The sequence below is a fragment of the Oceanobacillus alkalisoli genome, assembly GCF_022213125.1.
GTDB classification, from domain to species: domain Bacteria; phylum Bacillota; class Bacilli; order Bacillales; family Amphibacillaceae; genus Oceanobacillus; species Oceanobacillus alkalisoli.
In genome coordinates this window covers 464,168-489,865 of sequence record NZ_JAKNRA010000001.1, presented here as the reverse complement: position 1 = coordinate 489,865, position 25,698 = coordinate 464,168, and the positions used below count along the sequence as shown (strand labels likewise).

General features: G+C 38.0%; 22 protein-coding genes and 2 pseudogenes. 23 read left to right on the top strand and 1 reads right to left on the bottom strand.

Annotated elements, in window-relative coordinates:
* Window positions 1–73: 73 nt before the first annotated feature.
* The 13 genes from L3V42_RS02210 (at window position 74) to galT (ending at window position 14,820) form a co-directional block, all read left to right on the top strand.
* Window positions 74–292 (top strand): M81 family metallopeptidase, encoded by a 219-nt coding sequence (locus tag L3V42_RS02210; protein WP_310739796.1) that lies wholly within the window; start codon window positions 74–76, stop codon window positions 290–292.
* A gap of 163 nt (window positions 293–455) precedes the next feature.
* Window positions 456–1,811, top strand: coding sequence for a M24 family metallopeptidase (locus tag L3V42_RS02205; protein ID WP_235762000.1), 1,356 nt, complete (start codon window positions 456–458; stop codon window positions 1,809–1,811).
* 144 nt (window positions 1,812–1,955) lie between these two features.
* Entirely contained in the window at window positions 1,956–3,281 is a 1,326-nt protein-coding gene (gene xylA, locus L3V42_RS02200) for a xylose isomerase (protein WP_238471161.1), read from the top strand.
* Between the two features lie 82 nt (window positions 3,282–3,363).
* Window positions 3,364–4,863: a xylulokinase gene (gene xylB / locus L3V42_RS02195; protein WP_238471160.1), complete on the top strand. Its 1,500-nt coding sequence runs from the start codon at window positions 3,364–3,366 to the stop codon at window positions 4,861–4,863.
* Between the two features lie 532 nt (window positions 4,864–5,395).
* A complete protein-coding gene (locus L3V42_RS02190) occupies window positions 5,396–6,085 on the top strand; it encodes a reverse transcriptase domain-containing protein (protein WP_238471159.1) in 690 nt (229 codons plus the stop codon).
* Window positions 6,086–6,250: 165 nt separating this feature from the next.
* A complete protein-coding gene (locus tag L3V42_RS18455) occupies window positions 6,251–6,481 on the top strand; it encodes a group II intron maturase-specific domain-containing protein (RefSeq protein ID WP_369412832.1) in 231 nt (76 codons plus the stop codon).
* 704 nt (window positions 6,482–7,185) lie between these two features.
* Window positions 7,186–7,731, top strand: coding sequence for a diaminobutyrate acetyltransferase (gene ectA / locus L3V42_RS02185; protein ID WP_235762116.1), 546 nt, complete (start codon window positions 7,186–7,188; stop codon window positions 7,729–7,731).
* A 38-nt stretch (window positions 7,732–7,769) separates the two neighbouring features.
* On the top strand, window positions 7,770–9,029 hold the full coding sequence (gene ectB, locus L3V42_RS02180) for a diaminobutyrate--2-oxoglutarate transaminase (RefSeq protein ID WP_238471444.1): 1,260 nt from the start codon (window positions 7,770–7,772) through the stop codon (window positions 9,027–9,029).
* Between the two features lie 45 nt (window positions 9,030–9,074).
* Window positions 9,075–9,476, top strand: coding sequence for an ectoine synthase (locus tag L3V42_RS02175; protein ID WP_235762003.1), 402 nt, complete (start codon window positions 9,075–9,077; stop codon window positions 9,474–9,476).
* Window positions 9,477–9,862: 386 nt separating this feature from the next.
* Window positions 9,863–11,017, top strand: a complete 1,155-nt coding sequence (locus L3V42_RS02170) for an ROK family transcriptional regulator (RefSeq protein ID WP_238471158.1) — start codon at window positions 9,863–9,865, stop codon at window positions 11,015–11,017.
* Window positions 11,018–11,144: 127 nt separating this feature from the next.
* Window positions 11,145–12,332, top strand: coding sequence for a galactokinase (locus tag L3V42_RS02165; RefSeq protein ID WP_238471157.1), 1,188 nt, complete (start codon window positions 11,145–11,147; stop codon window positions 12,330–12,332).
* Window positions 12,329–13,321, top strand: coding sequence for a UDP-glucose 4-epimerase GalE (gene galE, locus L3V42_RS02160; protein WP_238471156.1), 993 nt, complete (start codon window positions 12,329–12,331; stop codon window positions 13,319–13,321). The genes L3V42_RS02165 and galE overlap by 4 nt, the downstream gene beginning before the upstream one ends.
* Before the next feature lie 8 nt (window positions 13,322–13,329).
* Window positions 13,330–14,820 carry a UDP-glucose--hexose-1-phosphate uridylyltransferase gene (gene galT, locus L3V42_RS02155; RefSeq protein ID WP_238471155.1) on the top strand — a complete coding sequence of 497 codons (1,491 nt, stop codon included), beginning with the start codon at window positions 13,330–13,332 and terminating at the stop codon, window positions 14,818–14,820.
* Window positions 14,821–14,962: 142 nt separating this feature from the next.
* On the opposite strand, the gene L3V42_RS02150 is transcribed toward galT, so the two are convergent.
* Window positions 14,963–15,853 (bottom strand): AraC family transcriptional regulator, encoded by an 891-nt coding sequence (locus tag L3V42_RS02150; protein ID WP_238471154.1) that lies wholly within the window; start codon window positions 15,851–15,853, stop codon window positions 14,963–14,965.
* Window positions 15,854–15,997: 144 nt separating this feature from the next.
* Between L3V42_RS02150 and L3V42_RS02145 the strand changes: the two genes are divergently transcribed.
* From L3V42_RS02145 to L3V42_RS18445, 10 genes and pseudogenes are all read left to right on the top strand, one after another.
* Window positions 15,998–17,299, top strand: a complete 1,302-nt coding sequence (locus tag L3V42_RS02145) for an alpha-glucosidase/alpha-galactosidase (protein ID WP_238471153.1) — start codon at window positions 15,998–16,000, stop codon at window positions 17,297–17,299.
* A gap of 56 nt (window positions 17,300–17,355) precedes the next feature.
* Entirely contained in the window at window positions 17,356–17,688 is a 333-nt protein-coding gene (locus L3V42_RS18450; protein WP_369412813.1) for a carbohydrate kinase family protein, read from the top strand.
* Window positions 17,685–18,332 carry a carbohydrate kinase family protein gene (locus L3V42_RS02140; RefSeq protein WP_369412812.1) on the top strand — a complete coding sequence of 216 codons (648 nt, stop codon included), beginning with the start codon at window positions 17,685–17,687 and terminating at the stop codon, window positions 18,330–18,332. The genes L3V42_RS18450 and L3V42_RS02140 overlap by 4 nt, the downstream gene beginning before the upstream one ends.
* Window positions 18,333–18,373: 41 nt before the next feature.
* Window positions 18,374–19,808: pseudogene (gene gtfA, locus L3V42_RS02135) on the top strand (sucrose phosphorylase).
* Between the two features lie 213 nt (window positions 19,809–20,021).
* Window positions 20,022–21,053 (top strand): LacI family DNA-binding transcriptional regulator, encoded by a 1,032-nt coding sequence (locus L3V42_RS02130; RefSeq protein WP_238471152.1) that lies wholly within the window; start codon window positions 20,022–20,024, stop codon window positions 21,051–21,053.
* A gap of 56 nt (window positions 21,054–21,109) precedes the next feature.
* Window positions 21,110–22,354 carry an ABC transporter substrate-binding protein gene (locus L3V42_RS02125; protein ID WP_238471151.1) on the top strand — a complete coding sequence of 415 codons (1,245 nt, stop codon included), beginning with the start codon at window positions 21,110–21,112 and terminating at the stop codon, window positions 22,352–22,354.
* A gap of 83 nt (window positions 22,355–22,437) precedes the next feature.
* Complete coding sequence (locus L3V42_RS02120) at window positions 22,438–23,334, top strand: carbohydrate ABC transporter permease (RefSeq protein ID WP_238471150.1); 897 nt, start codon at window positions 22,438–22,440, stop codon at window positions 23,332–23,334.
* Window positions 23,334–24,164 (top strand): carbohydrate ABC transporter permease, encoded by an 831-nt coding sequence (locus tag L3V42_RS02115; protein WP_238471149.1) that lies wholly within the window; start codon window positions 23,334–23,336, stop codon window positions 24,162–24,164. Before L3V42_RS02120 ends, L3V42_RS02115 begins: the two co-directional genes overlap by 1 nt.
* Window positions 24,165–24,397: 233 nt before the next feature.
* The gene (locus L3V42_RS02110) at window positions 24,398–25,018 is read left to right on the top strand and encodes a YesL family protein (RefSeq protein ID WP_238471148.1); all 621 of its coding nucleotides are present in this window, start codon (window positions 24,398–24,400) and stop codon (window positions 25,016–25,018) included.
* A 104-nt stretch (window positions 25,019–25,122) separates the two neighbouring features.
* Window positions 25,123–25,697, top strand: a pseudogene (locus L3V42_RS18445) (sugar-binding domain-containing protein); the annotation flags it as partial.
* Between the last annotated feature and the right edge of the window lies 1 nt (window position 25,698).

Genomic DNA, 25,698 nt, shown 5'->3' with positions numbered 1-25,698 from the left:
ATCTAGAAGGTAAGGTGAAGGAAATGAAAATCGTAGTTGGTGGATTCTATCATGAATCAAATACATTTAACCCATTCTTACGGATAAGGATAATTTCACACTTTATGAAGGAGAAGAAATGTTGGATCGGGTTGCAAGTACCGAAATATTTAAAGAAGTGGGTGCTACTGCCATTCCAACGATACATACATTCGGTTTATCTTCTGGGGCTGTAACAGAAGAGACTTATCGATATTTTGCAGATAAAATCCTTCATGTATTAAGAAACGAAACGGACATTGACGGAATTTAGAAATATTAGCACTGACTCCAGGAGCAACGTATCAGATTTTAGAGGAGCTGGAATTTGAAAATATTCTTAGACCAGCTTATCTCTTAGATAAGTAATAGTTTAGTAGGGTTCTACTTAACTAATTTACTATAAATAATATTATTCATAAAGGAGACGTATACAAATGAACTTAGAATTAAAAAACATCAAGCTGCCTGACTTTGGAATACCAGAAGATAGACCGGTGATTCCTAAGGAAGTTTATGAAGAACGCTGTAGCAAATTATATGAAGCGGCAAAATGTGATTGGATTTTTATATATGGTGATAGAGAGCACTTCGGAAATCTATACTACCTATCAGGATTTGATCCTAGGTTTGAAGAAGCAGCGCTTGCAATTGGACCAAAAAACAAAAAGTATTTATTAGTCGGGAATGAAGGCTTTGATTATAGTTTCAAAGCGAACAAAGTCGATGCTGAAGTATTATTGACTCAGTCGTTTAGCTTGCTGGGACAAGATCGTACACAAGCGCCACGTCTAGATAATATCCTTAGAGAAATCGGGATGAGCAAAGAAGATACTATAGGTGTTATTGGATGGAAGTATCTTGAGGAAACAGAAACAATCCCTCATGCTTCCAATATATTTATCCCAGCTATGATTGTAGACGGTATAAACAGTATCATAGAAAAACCGGTAGTAGATGTTACAAAAGTATTGATGAATCCAACAGATGGTTTACGTGCAATTAATGAAGTAGAAGAAATAGTAGGTCTTGAATTTGGAGCTGCACGTGCTTCGATGGCCGTCAATCGAATTATTGAAGGTTCAAACAATGGAATGACTGAATTCCAAGCTGTTTCTAACATGGGTTATGCGGGAGACCCATTATCCGCTCATATTATGTTCTCATCAGGAAAAGACAAAATTATAGGATTGTCCAGCCCGACAGCCCGTGAACTATCAAAAGGTGATGGAGTAACGACCGCCGTAGGTTACTGGGGAGGACTAAGTTGTAGAGCTGGTTTGCTGGCTGATTATGATGAAGAATTTTTAAATGAGCAAGCCATTCCATATTTTAAAGGAATCGCTGCCTGGTATGAATATGCAGCTATTGGGGTTTCTGGTGGAGACCTATTTGAAAAAGTGTCTGAAGTTTTAGCTGAAGGTGGATTAAGGCCTGCACTTAACCCTGGTCACTTGACAAGTATGGATGAATGGTTGCATACGCCAGTTCGACCAAACAGTCAAGATGTAATTCAATCTGGTATGGCTATTCAGTTAGATATTATCCCTGCTCCATTAGTCGATGGTGTTATTTTGAACTGTGAAGACAGTGTTGTATTCGCTGATGAAAACTTACGGAAGCAATTGGCAGAAAAGTACCCGGAAGTTTGGAAACGTATTACGCTTAGACAGAGGTTTTTAAGAGAAGAAATTGGACTGAATATTGATGATAGCTTACTTCCGTTATCATCAAACCCTGGATATTATAGCCCGTTTTGGTTATCACCTGAAAGTGTACTAACTGCGAAGTAAGTACCGGAATTTAACTAAAAAAGTAACCTAACCTTTGATTTATAGGGTGTGTAAACAGATTCAAGGGTTAGATTATCCTAGAATTATTGTTTGGCCGAATATTAACGAAATATATAATACTAGAACATCTTGGAGGTATCTACTATGTCCTATTTTAAGAATATCAATACCATTACTTACGAAGGCCCTAGATCAACAAACCCTTATGCCTTCAAGTTCTACAACCCAGAAGAAGAAATAAACGGAAAAACAATGGAAGAACACTTACGCTTCGGTATCGCTTACTGGCATACTTTTACGGAAGACCTCTCGGACCCATTTGGTGCAGGAACAGCGATTCGACCTTGGGATAAATATAAAGGGATGGATCTTGCGAAAGCACGTGTAGAAGCAGCGTTTGAATTCTTTGAAAAAATCAATGCACCATTCTTCGCATTCCATGATGTAGATATCGCACCAGAAGGGGATTCATTAAAAGAGTCTAATGAAAACTTAGATACAATCGTTGCAATGATTAAAGATTATATGAAAGACAGTAAAACGAAGCTACTTTGGAACACGGTGAACAACTTCAGCCACCCACGCTTTGTACACGGTGCAGGTTCATCGAACAATGCTGATGTGTTCGCTTATGCAGCTGCAAAAGTGAAAAAAGGCTTAGAAGTTGGAAAAGAACTTGGAGCAGAAAACTATGTATTCTGGGGTGGCCGCGAAGGGTATGAAACACTGTTAAACACAGACATGAAGGTCGAAATGGATAATCTTGGTCGTCTATTCCATATGGCGAAAGATTATGCGAAAGAAATTGATTTTGATGCTCAATTCTTGATTGAACCAAAACCGAAAGAACCAACCTCTCACCAATACGATTTTGACGTAGCAAGTGGCTATGCATTTTTACAACATTATGGCTTGGAAGATATATTCAAATTTAATATTGAAGCTAACCATGCGACATTAGCTGGTCATACATTTGAACATGAATTGCATTATGCTAGAATTCATGGCATGTTAGGTTCCGTCGATGCAAACCAAGGACATCCATTACTTGGGTGGGACACGGATGAATTCCCGACAGATCTTTACTCTACCGTTCTAGCAATGTATGAAATATTGAAAAACGATGGCCTGGGTCGCGGAGGATTGAATTTCGACGCGAAGGTTCGTCGAGGTTCATTTACACCGGAAGATTTATTCCATGCACATATCGCAGGAATGGACAGCTTTGCGGCTGGTTTAAAAGTAGCGCAACGCTTAATCGATGATAACGTCCTTGAAGACGTGATTGGCGAGCGCTATCAATCCTACCAACAAGGAATTGGTCTTGATATCGTGCAGGGCAACACGGACTTACGTAAACTTGAGGAGTATGCACTAGGTTTAACAGAAATCAAGAACGAATCCGGAAAATTAGAAAGTATGAAGGCAACGATCAATCAATATTTATTAACAACATTTGCTAGTAAATAAGAGTGACGTAACGTGAAAAAAGACGAAGCCCTTCATATAAGTTGGCTTCGTCTTTTGTACTTATTGGAAGGGGAGATCTGTGATGAAATATGTAATTGGAGTAGATTTGGGAACAAGTGCTGTTAAAATATTATTAGTGAACCAGCGAGGGGAAGTAACCCAAGAAGTTTCAAAGTCTTATCCGCTCATCCAAGAAAAAGTCGGTTATAGTGAACAAAATCCTACTGATTGGGTAGAGCAAACGGTTGTAGGATTAGCTGAATTATTAGCAAAATTTAATGGGAATCCGGAAGATATTGAAGGTATAAGCTTTTCTGGACAAATGCATGGCTTAGTATTGCTGGACGAAAAAAGAGAAGTTTTACGAAATGCGATCCTTTGGAATGATACGAGGACGACGAAAGAATGTGAGGAAATTTATGAAAGAGTAGGGAAGGATCGTCTGCTAGAAATTACTAAAAATCCTGCATTGGAAGGATTTACTTTACCAAAGATTCTGTGGGTGAAAAATCATGAACCGGAATTGTTCGAGCAAACCAAGGCTTTTATATTACCGAAAGACTATGTCCGCTATCGATTAACTGGAGAACTGCATATGGAATATTCTGATGCTTCAGGTACGTTGCTTTTGAATGTCGCTAGGAAATCATGGAGTGAGGAAATCTGTAAACGTTTAGATATTCGTCCAGAAATATGTCCACCACTTGTTGATTCTTATGCTGAAGTAGGTGCGATAACAAAAGAGATTGCAGAAGCGACGGGGCTTAGTGTTAAAACTAAAGTATTCGCAGGTGGAGCAGATAATGCATGTGGGGCGATCGGTTCTGGGATTTTAGAGGATGGAAAAACATTAGTGAGTACAGGGACATCTGGAGTCGTTCTGTCCTATGAAATGGATGAAGACAAGTATTTTGAAGGGAAAGTTCATTATTTTAACCACGCAGTACCAGGAGCTTTTTACACAATGGGAGTAACACTTGCAGCGGGTTATAGTTTGTCTTGGTTTAAAGATATCTTTGCAGAAGATATCGGTTATGAAGAATTGTTAGCTGATGTTGAAACAGCTCCGATTGGATCTAATGGCCTTCTTTTTACCCCCTATATCGTAGGTGAAAGGACTCCGCATGTTGATGCCAACATTCGCGGAAGCTTTATTGGAATGGATGCATCGCATGAAAGAAAGCATTTTACCCGTGCTGTTTTGGAAGGAATCACTTACTCCTTAAACGAATCCGTTGCAATTTTCCGTAACCACGGTAAAACGATTGATACGATTGTGTCTATTGGGGGAGGGGCGAAGAATGAAGCTTGGCTGCAAATGCAAGCTGATATTTTTGATGCGAATATTATAAAGATGCAAAGTGAACAAGGGCCTGGTCTAGGTGCTGCAATGCTTGCCGCCTATGGTTGTGGCTGGTTTAGTTCATTACAAGAATGTGCAAATGAATTTTTGAAAGAAGACGAGACCTATTCACCGATTCCGGAAAATGTAGAACGATATAAGAAATTGTTTAAGATCTATAAAGAGGTTTATGGGAAGACAAATGAATTAAATGAACAGTTAATGGAATACAGAGGATAGGGGTAAAATACACTAAACGAACAAGTAAATTAAAAAGTGGTTCCGAATGATTGATTCGCTCGGAATTTTTTAGTGTGCCCCACTGTTGCACAATCTAGTGGTTGAAATCCACAAGGTAACTTTATCCCTTTAAAGTACCGTAGCCGAAGCAACATTCTCTTCGAATAAGGAAGGATGGACAGGGGTGTCTCTCGCGAGAGGGAATCTGAAAGGTCTGCAAGCAAAATCCAGCCCGAAACAACATGTGAACCAGAGGTGGCGGCGAAGGGACCTACTTCGTCAACATTGTGAATAGAAGTGAGTGGGAGGCGTAACGCATTGAATGAAAAGGTTCATCAAGGGGCGCGTCCCGCCGAACATGAAAAGCCATGTAAGGATATAGATGAACTTGCGCCCTGAGTACGTCCTAACTGGATAGGAGCGATTGACTATGTCTAAACACGCAATCCAATAGGTTGGAACAAGAAAGGAATCGTCTCCTGCAGAAACTATAAGACCAATATGGTGAGTAAGCGCGAGGGTGGTGATAACGATGAGACCAAAGCGCAGATATCATTCAATCATAGATAAGGTGTACCGTCTTAGTATTCTACATGAGGCATGGAATGCCGTGAAAGTGAACAAGGGGAGTGCAGGAATAGATGGCGAAACAATTCTATGGTTTGAAGCTCAACTCAATCAAAACTTAACAGAAGTTCAACGATTGCTTAAAGAGAATCGATATGAGGCACAACCAGTACTACGCCACTATATCCCGAAAAGTGATGGGTCAAAAAGGCCTTTAGGAATACCAACTGTACGTGATGGAGTTGTCCAACAAGCAGTCAGACAAATGATTGAGCCATTGTTTGACAGGAATTTCTATCAGCATAGCTATGGATTCAGGAAGGGACATTTCCAACACCAAGCATTAGATGTAGTAAAACGTGCAAGGGAAAGTGGTTATGTGTATGTGGTAGACCTAGATATACAATCCTATTTTGATAATATTCCACATGATTTATTGATGGAAAAAGTCAAGCTGAGAATCGCTGAAGGGCGAATACTTGACCTCATCGAAATGTGGTTAAAGGCAGGAGTCATGGAAGATGATCAGTTGCATGACACCTATCAAGGATCACCGCAAGCCGGTGTGATTTCGCTGCTACTTGCGAATATCTATCTGAACACATTTGATTGGGGAATGAAAACAAGGGTTTCCGGTCGTTCGTTATACAGATGATATAAAGTGGCTGAAAAGATTCTAGAACAAGACCTTAAGCTAACGATGCACCCTGAAAAGACAAAAATCGTTCATTTTGATGAGGGATTTCGATTCCTAGGATTTGATTTCTGGAGGAAGTATATGGTTCTTCCAGAGGATAGGGTCAGGAAATACTAGGATAGAATAAGGCACTTATCCCGGAGACAACAAGGGAAAAGCCTTGAAGAAATGATTCGGAAACTCAATGAAGTTATCCGCGGATTTTCCAACTATTTTAGAATAGGAAATGTCCGTAGAAAATTCCGGAGGCTTGATGAATGGATACGTATGCGAGTGAGGGCTTATATAAGGAAAAGGCGTTCAACGGAATCAAACTGGAGGATACCTAATAAGTACTGGCGCAAGCCGGGCTAGTATCCATGGTCGACTTACTCACCAACCGTTCCTGATTCGTGGGTGAAATAAAGTAAGGACTCACTCCCGGAAATGGGGAACGGACGAAGAGAAAGCCGTATGCGGGAAAACCGCACGTACGGTTTGACGAGAGGTCGGAGGGTGAAACCCCTCCTCCTATTCTACAAAAAAGTGGATTCTACAGATGAAGTTTTCGTTAGGGTAAGCAATAAAAGGGTGTATTCTAAGAAATCATCTAATGTTTGTATTTATAGAAAGCAACAAGATATGGTTGATAGTAAAATTCAATCGATTGCCCTTTATAGACGTACAGTATTTGGTACGTCTTTTTGAATGCTTGCTTCAGATTAGTGATGGAGACTTCCCGTAATATCTCTTACCTAGTGAGCCTCCATCTTTTTTAAAGAATCATTACAAAACATTTACAAAAAATATCACGCTAAAACAAACACCCCGTTAGGTGGCTCTACATCAACCTCTAAGGCGAGTTTTTTAATGAACCCCCAAAATTGAATCCGCAGTTATGCAGACAATCAGCTACTATTTACCAGTTATTTATAGACATTCGCCCGTGACGGTAATCTAATCCAGTTTAAACCTGTTTAATCCTACTATATACTGATTTATCCGTTTTGACGTAATTTTTGATTAACGTTAAGCTTTAAAAGAATTAAAAATTAAAATTTAATTTAGGTGGTGGAAGCATTAAAACGTTAGAAACGGCTGAGAAGCCAATTGTCAAAAAAGAACTTCATTTTAGGAAACCGAACAAGGAAGATGGGGCAGCTGTTTGGGAACTGATTAAGCAGACTGGCAACCTCGATTTGAATTCTTCTTACAGCTATATTATGTGGTGTGAGATTTTTTCCGAAACATCCATTGTAGCAATTGAAGAAAAGGGGTATGTTAGAAAGCCTGTTGCATTTGTATCTGGATTTATTCATCCAGATAATCCCGACACACTATTTATTTGGCAGGTTGCTGTTCACGGGTCACAGCGCGGGCAAGGGTTGGCGACGCGAATGCTGAATCAGCTTTTAGAGCGCAAGTCTTGCGAGAAAATTCGGTATATTGAAACTACTGTGACGACATCGAATACAGCTTCAAATAATCTATTTATTGGTCTTGCGAGGAAACATCAAGCCAATTATAAGATCAGTAAATACTTTAACTCGGAAATTTTTCCAGAAGCAGAAGATGAAACGCATGAAGAAGAATGGCTATACAGAATTGGGCCTGTTAATAAATAAAAAAATGATAAGGGATGAGTAATTTGACAACAGCAGTAATGAATAACGAGAAAATGAAAACTTTTGAAGAATTGGAATCAGCAGTAAGGAGTTATAGCCGCGGCTGGCCGACGGTTTTTGAAAAAGCGAAGGGCTATCGTTTATGGGATACAGATGGCAAGGAGTATATTGATTTCTTCGCTGGGGCAGGCGCATTGAATTATGGGCATAACAACGACGTGATGCAAGATAAATTAATCGAGTACATACAGGATGATGGAATTCTGCATAGTCTCGATATGGGAACGACTCCACGAAAGAAGTTTCTTGAAAAGTTTCAGGAAACCATCCTTAAACCTCGAAACCTCGATTATAAAATTATGTTTCCAGGTCCAACCGGGACAAACACGGTAGAAAGCGCACTTAAAATTGCAAGAAAAGTAACCGGAAGAGAAACAGTCATCAGTTTTACAAACGCTTTCCACGGCATGACAATCGGGTCTCTATCCGTAACTGGTAATGCAACGAAGCGAAAAGGTGCGGGAATTCCGTTAAACCACTCGGTATCCATGCCGTTTGATCAATTTGTCGATGATCAAGATACGATTATTTATTTGGAAAGTTATTTAGAAGGAAGCAGTACAGGTGTTGATTTACCGGCTGCAATTATTCTAGAAACGGTTCAAGGGGAAGGTGGCATTAATGCTGCTCGAATGGAGTGGTTGAAAAGAATCGAAGAAATCTGCAATCGCTTTGATATTTTATTGATTATTGATGATGTGCAGGCGGGTTGCGGAAGAACTGGAACATTCTTTAGCTTCGAACCAGCGGGCATTAATCCAGATATCGTCTGCCTGTCCAAGTCAATTGGCGGAATCGGCCTGCCAATGGCGATTACATTGATTAAGCCGGAGCATGACCAGTGGACGCCAGGTGAACATAATGGAACATTCCGTGGCAACAACTTGGCATTTCTTGCAGCAACAGAAGCGCTAACCTACTGGGATACTGATGATTTTTCTGAAAATATTAAGGAGCGCGCAGACTTCTTGAAAGAGACTGCCGAATCCATCGTTGAAAAATATCCAGAATTAAATGGAGAAGTACGTGGACGAGGCTTGATGCAAGGGATAGCGGTGCATGTTGATGGTCTTGCGGAAGAAATCTGTTCTGAAGCATTTAAGCGTGGCCTAATCATTGAAACAGCAGGACCAAAAGATGAAGTGGTGAAATTCCTTCCACCATTAATAATTGATGAGGAAGGATTAAGCAAAGGTTTAGAAATTCTCGAAGCTAGTATCAAGCATGTGCTTGCTTAAATTAAAATAAACGATACAAAAGCAGATGCAAAAGGAGAGGTAAACATGATTGTAAAATCACTTGAAGATATTGTAGGCACGAAAGACGACGTAGCAGATGGGAATTGGAGAAGCCGCAGATTCGTTTCCGCACATGATAGATTAGGATTCAGTGTGAATGATACGGTAATTAAAGGCGGTACGAAAAACTATTTCTGGTATAAAAACCATATCGAAGCTGTCTATGTCATAGAAGGCGAAGGAGAAATCGAGCAGATCGAAACCGGTAAAGTATGGCAGCTGAAACCAGGTACCATTTACGTACTGAATGAAAATGATAAACATGAAGTTCGAACAAAAACGGATATGCGCATGGTTTGCGTATTCAATCCGCCGCTTGTCGGTACAGAGACGCATGATGAAGATGGAATTTATCCTGTATTGACATTGGAAGAGGTTCAGGAATAACGACTATAATAAATATAGAAGGAAGGGTTACAGCATTTAGCTGTGGCTCTTCCTTTTTTGGGTTATAAATAAAAAGTGTCCTGCCGGCTCTCTCAACCGCTATCTATTGATGTTCAACCAATAAATAGTGGGGGGAGTTAATAGTAGAGTGCCGGCAAGACACGAGCTTAAGTATAACAGATTAAGTAAATAAATGGAAATTAGAATGTGGGGTAATTTTGGGGTGATGGAATTTGTTGAAGTGGATACCTATAATTAAGTGAATGTGCAATGGCTTCGCACTCACCAAAGTAAATACATTCAGATTGACAGCATATTATAGTTCATTTCTTACTATTAATTAAACGTGCTATAATATAAGAAAATTCTAAGTGGGAGTAAATATAATGAAACAACGTGGTACTTTTCAATTAATGAAATCAGTAAATAAATCCATCGTTTTAAATAAAATTCGTATAGATGGGCCAATATCAAGAGCACAAATTGCTAAGGAAACCTCCATTACTCCGCCAACAGTGAGCAGTATAGTAAAGGAATTGATTCAAGAAGATGTTGTAGTAGAGAAAGCACTTGGTGTTTCACAAGGAGGGAGAAAGCCGACATTACTTCGTATTAATCAAGATGCATTTTACGTTATTGGAGTCGATGCTGGACCAAGTACGAATCATTGTATTCTAACTAATTTAGCGGGGGACATTTTATGTCGAACGGAGAGTGTAATTGACTCTAATATTACAAATAAACAATTTTTAAATCTGTTAAAGAAAGATATACAAAGTGTATTAGAACAATCCTCCCAGAAAGATAAGGTTATCGGGATTGGTGTAGCGATGCACGGTGTGGTTAGCGTTGATACAGGTGTTTCTCTGGTTGCACCCAATTTACGGTTACATAATATACCAATTAAAGCTGAATTGGAAAAGGAATTTGGCTACATCGTTAAGGTGGAAAATGATGCACGTGCTATGGCCCTCGGTGAAGCATGGTTCGGTGACCATGGTGAAGTGAGAAGCCTACTTGCTGTGAATATTGGCAATGGTGTTGGTGGGGGAATTGTTATTGATGGTAACCTCTACCATGGGGCGCAAAATATTGCTGGCGAAATCGGTCATATGACGGTTGATATGAATGGTCCTGTTTGTCAATGTGGGAACAGGGGGTGTTTACAATCATTCGCCACAGGATGGGCAATCGCGCAGAAAGCTAATAAAGAAAGTGGCGAGGAAGTATACGAATCGGCGCTTGCTGGGGAAAAGGCTTCTATCCATGTTTTTAAAGAGGTCAGCACAATTATTGGCATTGGTTTGACAAATCTAATTCATGTCATTAATCCGGAGCGGATTGTTATAGGTGGAGGAGTGACAAAAGCTTGGGAGTTTTTGTTGGATCCACTACGGAAAACAATAAGAGAACGAGCTTTAACAAGGGAAGCAAAAGAAACAGAGGTCGTTATTACGAATCTCGGGGATGATGCTACCTTATTGGGGGCTGTTTCTTTATTATTAGTTGAGTTATTTTCCAGTCAAATTCCGAAGTCATAATATAGGGGGCTTCGGCTATTTACAAAACTAAATAAAGAATTGTTTTTAATCTATTGAAATTGCTATAGATAAAATGTACACTTAACTTAGTTAATTAAATTAATTAATGTAATGATAGGAGGCTAACATGGTAACCTTAAGTGATTTGCATGCAGAGTTCAGAAAAAAGTATAAAGGCAATAGTCCGAGTCATAGCTTTTTCTCACCGGGAAGAATTAATTTAATAGGAGAGCATACGGACTATAATGGGGGGCATGTATTTCCTGCATCCATATCCTATGGCACGTATGTCGTAGCTAAAAAACGGAATGACCAGAAGGTACGTTTTTATTCTATGAATTTCCCTGAAAACGGCATCATAGAAAAATACCTATCAAATTTAGCTTACGAAGAAGAGGATGACTGGGCGAATTATCCGAAAGGGATGATTCAATATATTATAAATAAGGGTTATGCTATCGACCATGGAATCGATATTCTTTATTATGGCAATATCCCCAATGCTGCAGGGCTCTCATCATCTGCTTCAATCGAGCTTGCGACTGGTGTAGCATTGGAAAGGATTTTCGATTTGGAGTTAGACCGTGTGGAAATGGTGAAAATCGGTCAACAGGTAGAAAATGAATATATTGGTGTTAATAGCGGGATTATGGATCAATTTGCTATCGGTATGGGGAAAGAAAATCATGCAATTCTGTTAAATTGTGATACCCTCGATTATCAATATGCACCATTAGAATTGAACAATTATAGAATTATCATTATTAACACGAATAAAAGAAGAGAATTGGCAGCCTCAAAATACAATGAAAGACGCTCCGAGTGTGAGGCCGCACTAAAAGATTTACAAAAGGAACTTGACATTAAAAGTCTTGGTCAATTATCAAAAGAAGAATATGATAAGCATCAACATTTGATTAGAGATGAAACACATCGAAAGCGTGCGAAACACGCTGTTTATGAAAATACACGCACGTTGGAAGCGCTAGAAGCGTTAAGCAATAATAATCTGGAAGCATTCGGTAAACTGATGAACGAATCCCATGAATCATTGCAATACGACTATGAAGTAACTGGGGCAGAGCTAGATGCCATTGTTCACGCAGCTTGGGAACAGCCTGGTGTACTAGGAGCACGCATGACCGGTGCAGGGTTTGGTGGTTGTGCTATCGCAATTGTAGAGAAAGATAAGATTGATCAATTCAAAAATAAGGTGAACAACGCATACAGCGATAAAGTTGGTTACGATGCTACATTCTATATAGCTACCATCGGAGACGGAGCGAAAGAGTTAGAAGGGAGAAAGGTAAGATGAGTATTTTAGTGTTAGGTGGAGCGGGATACATTGGGTCTCACGCTGTCTACCAACTAATCGATCAAAATAAAAAAGTAGTCGTTGTCGATAATTTGGAAACAGGACATCGGAATGCGGTTCATCCAAAGGCATCTTTCCACGAAGGTGACATTCGCAATATAGACTTTTTACGTCAGGTTTTTGAAAAAGAAGATATTGATTCCGTTATACATTTCGCTGCTAATTCCCTTGTTGGTGAATCGATGCAAGACCCATTAAAATACTTTGATAATAATGTGCATGGAACACAAGTATTACTACAAGTGATGGTTGAATTCAACGTTGATAAAATTGTCTTTTCATCGACAGCGGCAACATACGGTGAACCAGAAGCTGTACCAATTACAGAAGTTATGCCAACCATTCCGACGAATACGTATGGCGAAACGAAATTAACGATGGAAAAAATGATGGGATGGGTGGAGAAGGCCCATGGAATTCGTTATGTATCTCTTCGTTATTTTAATGTGGGTGGTGCAAGCGAGACTGGCGAAATTGGTGAAGACCATCATCCGGAGACACATTTAATACCAATCATTTTACAAGCCGCAATAGGTCAACGTCCATCCATTACTATTTTCGGTGATGATTACGACACGCCAGATGGGACTTGTATCCGCGATTACATCCATGTGGAAGATTTAATAGACGCTCACCTTTTGGCTCTTAATTATTTACATCAAGGTGGGGATAGCGAAATATTCAACTTAGGAAGTGGTCAAGGGTTTTCAGTGAAAGAAATGATTGATACAGCAAAAGAAGTAACGAAAAAAGAAATAGTAGTTGAAATGGGGAAACGTAGATTTGGTGATCCAAGTACATTAATTGCTAGTTCAGCTAAGGCAAAGGAAGTACTTGGCTGGAATCCATTACGCACATCCGTGCAACAGATTTTAACGGATGCTTGGAATTGGCACGTATCCCATCCGAATGGATATAAAGGAGAGTGAGCCATTGTATGACAATTTATCAAGATATTGCAGGATTAATCGAACAAGCTCTCCAAGCTCGTCTAATTGCAGATGAAGATGAAATTTATGTACGTAACCAGGTTTTGAACCATCTGCACCTTAAGTCTTACCCGGAAAGGGTGGGAGAAGCTACAGAGGATTCCATACCGAACATATTGGATAAATTGGTAGCCTACGCAATTTGTGAAAATATCATTGAAGATGTATTTGATGATAAAGAAATGTTAGCTGCAAATATAATGAATTGTTTTGTTGCTCGTCCCTCGACAGTTAACGAAATTTTTTATGAAAAATATAAACAGTCGCCGGAAGCAGCAACGGAATATTTCTATCGTTTAAGCCAAAATAGTAACTATATCCAAACAAATCGAATCAAGAAAAACATTCATTATAAGACAGAATCAGCTTATGGTGAGTTTGATATTACAATTAATTTATCCAAACCAGAAAAAGATCCGGAGCAGATCAAGCGGGAAAGAGAAATAAAAACGAATATCCATTATCCAAAATGCCTGCTATGTGTAGAAAATGAAGGATATACAGGAAGAACCGGGCATCCTGCACGTGCAAACCATCGGATCATTAAAGTTCCCCTTTTTGAGGAAAACTGGTACTTGCAATATTCACCATATGTCTATTACAACGAACATAGCATTCTTTTAGCTGAAGAACATCGAGATATGAAAATTAGTAAACAAACTTTCGAACGTTTAATTGCGTTCACGGATAAATTCCCGCATTATTTCATTGGTTCGAATGCTGACCTACCGATTGTCGGCGGTTCGATATTAAGTCATGATCATTATCAAGCAGGAAGATATGAATTCGCTATTGACCGTGCAAAAAGTGCATTTACATTCGGTATAGAACGTTTTAAAGAAGTGAGTGCTCAAGCACTTAAATGGCCAGTATCTATTATTCGTTTGCAAAGCAAGGATAAGACGGAATTAGTAGAAGCAGCAGATTGTATTTTTCAAAAATGGCAGGTTTATCATGATGAAGAGGTGGACATCCATGCACTTACGGATGATACACCACATAATACGATAACACCGATTGCTCGCATACGTGATGGAGTATACGAATTGGATTTGGCGCTAAGGAACAATCGAACGTCAGAGGAACATCCATTAGGGGTCTTCCACCCGCACGAAGATGTGCATCACATTAAAAAAGAGAATATCGGATTGATAGAGGTGATGGGACTAGCCGTGTTACCGGCAAGATTGAAAGATGAATTAGAGGAGGTAATAGAATTCCTTCTTGGGAAAGGAAATCAGGTTGCTGATTATCACCAAGAGTGGGCAAATGAAATAAAGGAAAAGCATGGTCCACAATCGGAACGAGAGGTTGCAACGGAATTGATTCAGAAGGAATTGGGAGATAAGTTTGCTCGGGTGCTAGAAGACGCGGGGGTATTTAAGCAGACTGTGGAAGGGCTCGCGGCATTTAAACGATTTACAGATTCATTAAACTGAACGTGGAGAAGAGAAAAGTGAAATATTTTAATTTTATAACTATAGGTAATATTCAGTTTAATTTAAATCTTTTTTATGTTATAAAGGAACCCTCTCATTCAAACACCTTGCATAAGAGGGTTCCTTTTGAGATTTATTCATTTCAATCAGTTACAATATGATCGAATTGCAAAAAGGTTTCCCCATTACGGTATTTCCCAGGAGACACCCCGAAAAATGAGCGAAAGACTTTATTAAAATAATTGCCATTTGCATAACCAACTTCGTATGCAATTTCATCAATCGTGAGATTTTGGTTTTTTAATAGTTTTATTGCTTCCTCCATCCTGATTTTGGTAACATATTTCATGGGTGTAATTTGCGTTGAAGTCTGAAAAAGTCTCGTGAAATGGTATTTGGACATGCCGGTAACTTTAACAATGTCTTCAAGACTAATCGGTTTATTGTAATGTTGTCGGATGAATAAAATGGCTTTTTGTACGGATTTAGGCCATGACTCGTTATCTGAATTCAGTACATGGCGTGTAAGCTTCATTATAAAAGAATAGGATTGCTCAGATGACTGATAAGCATCCTGTAAATTACTCGAAGCTGCTTTTTCTAATACGTTGAAAACATGAGTAACAGGTCGAGAACTCGAATCAAGATGAATAATATGCCCCACAGCTTCTTTAATTATTTCATAGCACTTTAATGCCTCTTTCCCATATAAGGTTATGAAAATGAATTCCCATCCTTCACTGTCCTCGGGTAAATAATAACGATGTTCACTAGGTAGATTGACTAAAAAAGCATCACCTGAATTCAACTCGTAAGTCTTTCCGGCAATATCAATTTGTCCTCTTCCGTTTAATGTATATTGAAAGATAACTTTTCCTATTTCCTTTCGCTTCATTCCATCCCAATCATATTCAGACTGTTTTAATTTCTTTTCCCAACCGAGTGAATATATCCCAGCTACACTTTCTTGCTGTTCGCCTTTAAATTGAAATCCATAGGTTTGATACGGAGATTTAAATGTTTTGTTGAGCAATATTTTACCTTCCTTTCAATTTATTTTACCATTGAAACTATGAAAGCGTTGTAATATGCTTTAATCATGCGCATATATTATTTTTTGAATTATTTGGATTGTAGCAATAAAAAACAGAAATAACAATATAAAGGAGTGCACAATATGTCCAAGATTACTTTTTTAGGTGCAGGAAGTACAGTTTTTGCTAAAAATGTTCTAGGAGATTGCATGACGGTCGACGCATTGCAAGACTTCGAATTTGCTTTATTTGATATCGACGATGAGCGACTTAAAGATTCAGAGCTCATGTTAAATAATATAAAGAAAAACCTTGGTTCCACGGTGAAAATTGTTTCTTATACAGATCGGAAAGAGGCTTTACGTGGAGCGAAATATGTCATTAACGCTATTCAAGTTGCTGGTTATGATCCAGGAACGATTGTGGATTTTGAAATTCCGAAAAAATATGGTTTACGCCAGACGATTGCCGACACGATAGGGATAGGCGGTATTTTTAGAAGCTTACGTACGATACCGGTATTGTTGGACTTTGCTAAAGATATGGAGGAAGTTTGTCCAGATGCTTGGTTCTTGAACTATACAAACCCAATGGCTACGTTAACTGGGATTATGACTAGATTTACTAATATTAAAACAGTGGGGCTTTGTCACAGTGTTCAGGTGTGTGCACCAGAATTATTAGAGTCGCTGGATATGCCGACTGATAATATTCAATACCATATTGCCGGGATTAATCATGTCGCCTGGTTATTGGAGATTACTCGTAACGGCGAGGATCTATATCCAGAAATTAAAAAACGTGCAAAAGAAAAACAAAAGACAAACCATGATGATATGGTTCGCTTCGAAATCATGGATAAATTCGGTTACTATCTAACAGAGTCTTCGGAGCATAATGCTGAGTATCATCCATATTTCATTAAGAGTCAGTATCCTGAATTGATTGAGAGATTTAACATCCCATTAGACGAATACCCAAGACGATGTGTCAATCAGATTGAAGACTGGAAAAAGATGCGGGATGATATCGTACATAACCAAGAGTTAACGCACACGCGTACGCATGAATATGGTTCCTATATCATCGAAGCGATGGAAACAAATACGCCATTTAAATTTGGTGGAAATGTCCTGAATTCTGGGCAAGTAATTGAAAACCTACCATCTAACGCTGTTGTTGAAGTACCATGTATTGCAGATGCAACTGGGATTGTCCCAACACATGTAGGACGTCTTCCGGAACAATTGGCTGCTCTTGACAGAACGAACATCAATACGCAACTATTAACGATTGAAGCAGCAATCACTGGTAAAAAAGAGCACATCTATCATGCTGCGATGCTTGATCCGCATACTTCAGCAGAGCTATCTATGGATGATATTATCTCGCTTTGTGATGATCTGATTGAAGCGCACGGCGATTGGTTACCAGAATTTAAATAAAAAATATCATGAGGAGTTATCTAAGGTATACTTCTCATGGCGTCAAACCATCTCAAATGAAACGAAAAAAAGTTGAGGCTATGATTAATTTTGATAAGAAAATTGATTTTCAACAGAAGAAAAATAATCTATTAACAGTTGGAGAAATTTTGATTGATATGATCTCCACAGACTATGGTGACCGTTTTGAAGGGGATACATACCGGAGGTTCTTTGGTGGATCTCCTTCTAATATCGCTATCAATACGAAACGCTTAGGAATTAACTCTACTGTTGCATCTGCTGTTGGGAATGATGGTCTCGGTGATTACCTTGTTAATTATGTACGACAAGCGAATATCGATCTATCGTTCATTCAACAGGTTGATTATGCGACGGGTATGGTTTGATTACGAAAAGTAAATACACGCCAACACCAATTTTTTATCGAGATGCAGATTATCATTTGAAATTCAGCGATCAGCTTGCTCGTGGAATAAAAGATTCAAATATCTTACACTTTTCTTATTGGCCCCTATCAATGGATCCCGCAAAAGAAACAATTGAAAAGTGTATCGAGGTTGCGGAAGCGAATCACCTATTAATTGGACTTGATCCAAATTATCATCCGAAGTTGTGGAAAAATGATGAGAATCATATCGATTATCTAGAATACATTATTTCCAAAGTCGATATTGTAAAGCCATCCATGGATGATGCTAATCGATTATTTGGCAAAGATACCGTTGACAATCATTTAAAAAAGATCTTAGATTTGGGTGCTAAATTAGTCGTCATGACTCTTGGTGAGGATGGAGCCATTGCTTCAAATGGAGATGAAACAATCACATTCAATAGCTTAGCAACAAAGATTGTAGATACTACAGGTGCAGGTGACGCTTTTTGGTCAGGGTTCTATGCAGCATTAATTAAGGGGTATACAGTGAAAAAGGCTTTACAATTTGGCTTTGCCGTTAGTGCGTACAAATTAAAGTTTACTGGGGCTGTTGTTGAATTACCAGAACTCGAGAATTTTAAAGATATGTATTTCTAACAGGAGGAGAAAATGGAGACACTGAAAAATAAGTACAGTTAATCACCTATCCGGATTCGCTTGGAGGAAATTTAAAAACGCTAAATGATCTGCTGGAAAGTAAATTATCTGATTTATTTGCTGGTGGTGTTCATATTTTGCCACCATTCCCGTCTTCAGGTGACCGCGGATTTGCGCCATTAACTTATTTCGAAATTGATAATAAGTTTGGAACTTGGAACGACATGAAACAAATTGGGAAGAACTTTGATGTATTAGTAGATTTGATGGTGAATCATATCTCACAGCAATCAGAATACTTCCAGGACTTTCTTAAGAGAGGTCGTCAGTCCAAATACGCGAATCTTTTTATTATCCTAGATAAAATCTGGCTTTATCTAAACAAGAAGATATCGCTAAATTGTTCCTTCGAAGAGAAAAACCATATTCGAAATTCAAAATAGAGGAAACAGGTGAACAAGAAAGCGTTTGGACAACGTTTGGGAAAACAGATCCGTCTGAACAAATTGATTTTGATGTTCATTCTGAGGATGTTCGAAGTTTGTTTAAGCGTATTTTTCATAATTTTAGTGAAAATAATGTGAAAATCGTTCGGCTTGATGCAGTGGGCTTTGTAATTAAAAAGCTTGGTACGAGTAGTTTTTTCGTAGAACCAGAAATATATGAGTTTTTGGATTGGATGAAAGCTTCAGCGGAGTCTTTTGAAATTGAATTATTACCAGAGGTTCATTCTCATTACACTATTCAATACAAACTCGCAGATCGTGGTTTTTGGATCTATGATTTTATTCTTCCGTACACCATTTTAAATACTCTTGTGAATCAATCGAGTGAAGCGCTTTACAGCTATTTGTAAGGTCGTCCGGAAAAACAATTTACGATGCTGGATTGTCATGATGGAATTCCAGTTAAGCCGGACATGGATGATTTAATCAACCCAAACGAGGCAAGACAATTAGTACAATATTGTGTGGATCAGGGGGCGAATTTAAGTTTTGTTTTATCTGATGATCATAAAGACGAGGACGGTTTTGATGTCCATCAGATTCGTTGTACCTACTATTCTGTTTTAGGAAATGATGATGATGCCTATTTGGCAGCTCGTGCAATTCAATTTTTCGTTCCTGGCATCCCGCAGGTATATTACGTTGGACTACTTGCTGGTGAAAATGATATGGGCGGTGTAGAGAAAACTGGGGATGGAGAGAAATAAATCGAAATAACTATACAATGGAAGAGGTTGATGAATCACTCAAAAAGAATGTCGTTCAACGATTAATAAATCTGATTAAATTTAGAAATAATCATCCTGCATTAGACGGCCAGTTTAATTCTATTGAATCGGGAAGGGACAAAGTTCATCTGAATTGGGAAAAAGAAGGCACATTCTGTGAGCTGAAAGTTGATTTAATCACAAACAAATCAATTATTTTATTCAGTGATGATAATGGTACGGAAAATGAATATTTTATTTAGTAAATAATTAAGTAGGCTACTCTTTTTTTCTATCAATTTTCAAACCTTGTAGTAAACTTTTACTAAAATAGAATCGGTTTTTTGTAGCAATCATAGTAAAAAATATTGATTATTTTAGAAAAACTCGTTGTATTCAGTAATATATTCTGATATTATAAAATATAAATAGTAAACGTTTGCTAAAAATTAGTAAAATAAAGAGGTTGGATTAAAATGGTAAGATTAAAAGATATTGCTGCTCTTGCAGAGGTTTCATCTTCCACTGTATCAAGAGTATTGAACAATGATGAAACGATTTCTGTATCAGAGGAAACGAGAAAAAGGATATTACAAACTGCAAAAGAACTTAATTACCAAACAATCCAAGCACGCAGAAAGAAACAGAAGTCAAAAAATAAAGTGCCAAGCGTTGCAATCTTGCTTTTTCATTCAATGGAAGAAGAATTGAACGATCCCTACTTTCACTCCATTCGACTTGGCATTGAAAGTGAATGTAATCGTCGGGGTTTAAATAATGTTGAGTTAATTCGATACGAGAATTTTAATCCAAGAAAAACTAACGATAATGATTTAGACGGACTTATTATTGTTGGAAAAGTAGATGAAGAAGAGGTTTCGAAGTTGAATCTATCAAAAGACAATATAGTTTATATTGATTACAGCCCGAAACACTCCAAGTATGACTCCGTGATTGTTGATTTAGCAGAGGCAACTAATGTGCTGATTGAGTACTTATTTCGAAATGGGTTCAAAGAAATTGGTTATATAGGCGGAGAACCAGAAACTTATTCAGAACAAGGTAATACGACATTTGAAGATAAGCGGTATCTTGCCTTTAAAAGTCGAATGAAACAAGAAGGCCTGTACGATAGAAATAATGTATTTATTGGTAAATTCAGTATGACTGAGGGATACCGATTAATGAATGTAGCGTTAAAGAAAGGAAACCTTCCTAAGGCATTTGTTGTAGCTAGTGATCCACTCGCAATTGGTGCAATACGGGCATTAAAAGAGGCTGGTGTAAAAGTTCCGGATGATGTTTCGATTGTCAGTGTTGATGATATTGAAATGGCGAAATTTGCAAGTCCTCCTTTAACAACGATAAGCATTCCTTCAGAGGATATGGGAAGAATTGCTGTGAAAATGCTTTTAGACCGATTTGAAGGTAGAAAAATACCATTAAAGGTTACTGTTCCTAGTAAACTTGTTATTCGGGAAAGTTGTGGAAGCCATTTAAATAATTAGATTTTATTTTATATTACACGTTATGAAAGCGATTACTTAAAGTGGGGGAAAAACAAATGAAATCTTTTAAAACATTATTAGTTTTAGTTGCGATGGCATTCATTGTTGTAGGTTGTGGCGGAGGAAGTGGAGATAGCGGTAAAGTGGAATTAAGTTATTATGCATCGTTGGAAATTGAAACGGAAAAAGATACATTGGATTCTTTGATTGAGAAATTTGAGGAAGAGAATCCTGATATTGATATCGTGGTGAACTATCCGGGAGATTTTGAAAGCCAGCTTCGAGTAAAAATGGCCGCTAATGATTTACCAGACCTCTTTGATACACATGGCTGGGCTAAAAATCGCTACGGAGAGTACACAGAGGATTTAAGTGATATGGATTGGGTAGCTGATTTAGATCCTGCATTAGAAGAAATTCTAGTAGATGAGGATGGTAAAGTATATGCTTATCCAATAAACCAAGCAAAGGATGGATTAACTTATAATGCTGCATTACTTGAAGAGTATGGTATTGAACCACCATCAACATTCGATGAATTAATGGAAGCTTTAGAAACAGTTAAAGAGGAAAGTGATGGAGAAGTAACGCCTCTTTGGTTCGCAGGTTCGGACAAAGGTGCATTAGCACAATTTTTCGACCAGTTTGCAACACCATTATTAATTACAGCAGATGGAAATCAATATGGTGATGAACTATTAGATCAATCATTTGACTGGGATAACTATACTTATCTCCCGGAGAAACTTAAAGAAATGCAAGAAAAAGAATTGTTAAATACAGATGTCTTAACGGCTCAGGTTCACGAGCGAAGCCAACTATTTGCGCAAGATAAAATTGCTTTTATTATGGCATCCCTTCCAGCTGAAAGTATATTAGAACTTAATCCTGATGTAAATTTAGGGGTCATGCCAGTGCCTGCCATTCATGAAACTGGAGAACCAAGCTGGATTGGGGGAGAACGCCATACTGTAGCAGTTTGGAAAGACTCTGAGCATAAAGAAGAAGCTAAAAGATTCATTGAATTCCTATCACAACCTGAACATGTCAAAACTTTGGCTGAAGCGACAAATTTACCTGCTGGTTTAACAAATGCTGAAGTTGATATTTATTATGAAGAAGACTATGAAACTTATGCTGATGTTATGGTAGAACCATATTTTGATCGAATTTATCTACCTAGTGGCATGTGGGATGTATTGGGGAACACAGGACAAGAATTGCTTTCTGGAACATTGACTCCGGAACAAGTTTCAGAGCAAATGGAGCAAGAGTTTACTCGTTTATTGGGACAAGACTAATCATTATTTTATATGAAAGGGAAGACTAAGAATCTTCCCTTTCCATCTAGAAAGCTTTCTTAATGTACATAGGAGTGAAAACGATGGCTGAACAAGCGAAGAAAAAAGTGAAATTCAATAAAATTAGTTCTCTATGGTGGATGTATCTTCCAGCCTTGTTTGTAGTATCCTTCTTTATTATCTATCCATTCTTAAATGGATTGAGAATATCTTTCACGAACTGGGATGGCTTCTCACAAGCGTTTAGGTATATTGGTTTAGATCAATATAAGCGAATGTTTAGTGACCCAGATACGTGGCTTGTTGTAAAAAACACGCTTTTATATGGTATTGGCAGTACAGTATTGCAGAATATTATTGGATTAGGGTACGCACTGCTTCTCAACCAAAGTATTAAGTTTAAGGCGTTGACACGAACAATTGTCTATTTACCAGTTATAATTAGCCCGTTAATCATGGGTTATATTTGGTATTTCTTCTTCGCATATCAGGGCGGGGCTTTAAACGATATTCTTATTTGGTTAGGAATGGATCCGACAAACTTATTAAGTAATCCAGATATTAACCCATATATTATTATGTTTGTGAACACGTATCAATTCGTTGGTGTAGCCATGATTATTTATTTAGCCGGTCTGCAGAGTATTTCAAAGGATTATTATGAAGCGGCAGATATAGATGGGGCAAGTCCATGGCAGAAATTCAAAAACATCACGCTCCCATTGTTAGCACCATCAATTACAATTAATATTGTTTTAAATATCATTGGTGGATTGAAGTTATTTGATGTCATCATCTCACTAACCGGGGGAGGACCAGGTAATGCCTCTCAATCCTTATCAACGTATATGTTTGACCTATATTTCGCGAGACAAGACGCCGGTTATGCAGCAACTCAAGGTGTTTTAATGATCTTCATCATTTTAATCATCAGTTTTGTAGCATTATTTATCCTAAGACGCAGGGAGGTTGAAGCATAATGGATTACACGAATAAAAGCAAGAAAATAACATTAACTATAATATCCCTTGCTATCGGGCTCATTCATTTAATTCCATTTTATGTGCTTATAACAACTGCACTTAAGCCAAGGGGTGATTTCAGTTCTAGATGGATATTTCCGGTTGATATTGCTTGGTCTAACTTTATTGAGGCCTGGGAAAGAGCCAACTTAGGTACTGCTTTAACCAATACGGCCATCATTACTTTCTTTGCAGCCGTGCTATTAATTTTATTAGGATCCATGGCGGCATATCCACTAGCTCGTCGCCAAACAAAGCTAAATAAATTTGTGTTTGCTATTTTCATTGCCATCATGGTTATCCCTCCTTTAACAGCGTTGGTTCCTTTATACCAATTAGTTGTTGATATTGGAATGATGAATACGAGAACGGTTGCAGTTTTAAATAACGTGGCATCCTTTATGCCACTAACGATTTTCTTGTATTCCGGATTTATTCGTTCAACGATTCCAAAGGAATTGGAGGAAGCAGCTAAGATTGATGGTGCAAGCACATTGGGAATATTTTTTAGAATTGTATTTCCTTTACTTAAACCAATCACGGCAACTGTGTTAATCATATCATGTGTATATATTTGGAATGATTATCAGTTTGCTATCTTCTTCCTTCAAGCTGATGAAGTGAAGACAATGACTGTTGCATTATCAAGTTTCTTTGGAGAGAATACAAACAACTTACATCTTGTAGGTGCAGCAGCAATTCTTGCAATGTTACCGATGGCCATATTGTTCTTATTCTTACAAAGATTCTTTATCGAAGGTTTAGCAGGGGGAGCAGTTAAAGGGTAAAAAGATTTGTAAAAGCTAGGAATAAATAATGTATGAACCTAAAACAATAGAATGATAGGTCGATTGATTTATCTCCAACGTAATATAACATAATAAAGTAGAATAAATGGTTAAATAATAAGGGTGTCATAATAAATGGTCCCCTTATTATCCCTCTCTATTATTTCTTCGTATTCTATTACACTGATTCAGTTCTTCAGTCTATGTATAGCCTTATTTTAGGAGTGATTGATTTGGCATTCAATAAATTGCATCACATAGGAAATTGGATTTATAATGTAGCGTTCGTTAATATACTTTGGATTATATTCACAATTCTTGGATTAGGAATATTTGGTGTTTTCCCTGCAACAGCAGCAATGTTTGCAATTGCTCGGAAGTGGCTAATTTTAGGGGAAAGAGACTTCAATATACTTCAAACATTTTGGGAATATTATCGGAAAGACTTTTTCAAGCTTAATGGATTTGCCTTGTTTTTCTTTGTGATTGGATATTGTTTATATTTCAATGCAGCCTTCTTAGTTTTAAATCCTGGTAGTTTTCAGTTGTTAATTCCGGGCACGATAATTATTATCATTGCATATGTAATGACATTGCTGTTTTTCTTTCCTGTTTTTGTTCATTATAATATGAAGTTTTTTCAATATATTAAACAAGCATTTATGATTGCGGTTTACTCTCCATTTGAGCTTATAAGCACGATTTTGACGATAGGGTTAATAGTAGCCTTTATGGCATGGATACCTGGGATCATTCCATTATTCACTGGCAGTGTACTTGCTGTCTGTATGACATTGTTGGTGAATCGGACGTACAAAAGAATTTCGATAAAGGCGGAAATCTATGCAAGGTAGGGTTATACGGCTGTACTTTTAGAATTAAATACTTTATCGGAACAGTAGAGTAAATTTTAAAAATTGAAGTGTTTTCTTTTAAGAAAACTTTTTTGGAGGTAATTATGGCACATCTAAATGAATTTCAACATTTATCCGTATTAGAAAAGAATCGTTTAAAAGATCGCTTTTATTTCATGTCATACAATAATGAGCAAGATGCACTTACATATGAAAGAGGGACTGCAAATGGCTTTCAGTTATTAAATGGCCGGTGGAAATTCCATTACGCCGAAACGTCAATGACAGCTCCTACTGCATTTTTTAAAGATGATTTCGATGTTCGTGCGTGGGATGATTTACAAGTACCATCCAACTGGCAAATGCATGGGTATGGCAATCCGCATTATACAAATGTACGATATCCATTTCCAGTAGATCCACCACACATCCCATCTGAAAATCCGACGGGTTCTTATCGAAGAGATTTTTATGTAACAGAAGAGTTGCTTGAGGAATTCACGATCCTGCGTTTTGAGGGAGTGGATAGTGCATTTCATGTTTGGGTGAACGGCGAATTTGTCGGGTACAGCACAGGTAGCCGCTTAGCTTCCGAATTTGATGTGACTCCCTACTTCGTGCCGGGAAGAACACGATTTCCGTGCGGGTCTATCAGTGGTCGGTTGCAAGTTATATTGAAG

What these genes read in the sequence shown, in the direction of transcription:
- xylB (WP_238471160.1), top strand. Translation starts at nt 3,364, where the DNA reads ATGAAATATGTAATTGGAGTAGATTTGGGAACAAGTGCTGTTAAAATA.
- galT (WP_238471155.1), top strand. Translation starts at nt 13,330, where the DNA reads ATGACAATTTATCAAGATATTGCAGGATTAATCGAACAAGCTCTCCAA.
- ectB (WP_238471444.1), top strand. Translation starts at nt 7,770, where the DNA reads ATGAATAACGAGAAAATGAAAACTTTTGAAGAATTGGAATCAGCAGTA.
- L3V42_RS18450 (WP_369412813.1), top strand. Translation starts at nt 17,356, where the DNA reads ATGAAACGAAAAAAAGTTGAGGCTATGATTAATTTTGATAAGAAAATT.
- L3V42_RS02115 (WP_238471149.1), top strand. Translation starts at nt 23,334, where the DNA reads ATGGATTACACGAATAAAAGCAAGAAAATAACATTAACTATAATATCC.
- L3V42_RS02175 (WP_235762003.1), top strand. Translation starts at nt 9,075, where the DNA reads ATGATTGTAAAATCACTTGAAGATATTGTAGGCACGAAAGACGACGTA.
- L3V42_RS02170 (WP_238471158.1), top strand. Translation starts at nt 9,863, where the DNA reads ATGAAACAACGTGGTACTTTTCAATTAATGAAATCAGTAAATAAATCC.
- L3V42_RS02205 (WP_235762000.1), top strand. Translation starts at nt 456, where the DNA reads ATGAACTTAGAATTAAAAAACATCAAGCTGCCTGACTTTGGAATACCA.
- L3V42_RS02130 (WP_238471152.1), top strand. Translation starts at nt 20,022, where the DNA reads ATGGTAAGATTAAAAGATATTGCTGCTCTTGCAGAGGTTTCATCTTCC.
- L3V42_RS02125 (WP_238471151.1), top strand. Translation starts at nt 21,110, where the DNA reads ATGAAATCTTTTAAAACATTATTAGTTTTAGTTGCGATGGCATTCATT.
- L3V42_RS02165 (WP_238471157.1), top strand. Translation starts at nt 11,145, where the DNA reads ATGGTAACCTTAAGTGATTTGCATGCAGAGTTCAGAAAAAAGTATAAA.
- L3V42_RS02120 (WP_238471150.1), top strand. Translation starts at nt 22,438, where the DNA reads ATGGCTGAACAAGCGAAGAAAAAAGTGAAATTCAATAAAATTAGTTCT.
- L3V42_RS02145 (WP_238471153.1), top strand. Translation starts at nt 15,998, where the DNA reads ATGTCCAAGATTACTTTTTTAGGTGCAGGAAGTACAGTTTTTGCTAAA.
- L3V42_RS02190 (WP_238471159.1), top strand. Translation starts at nt 5,396, where the DNA reads ATGAGACCAAAGCGCAGATATCATTCAATCATAGATAAGGTGTACCGT.
- galE (WP_238471156.1), top strand. Translation starts at nt 12,329, where the DNA reads ATGAGTATTTTAGTGTTAGGTGGAGCGGGATACATTGGGTCTCACGCT.
- xylA (WP_238471161.1), top strand. Translation starts at nt 1,956, where the DNA reads ATGTCCTATTTTAAGAATATCAATACCATTACTTACGAAGGCCCTAGA.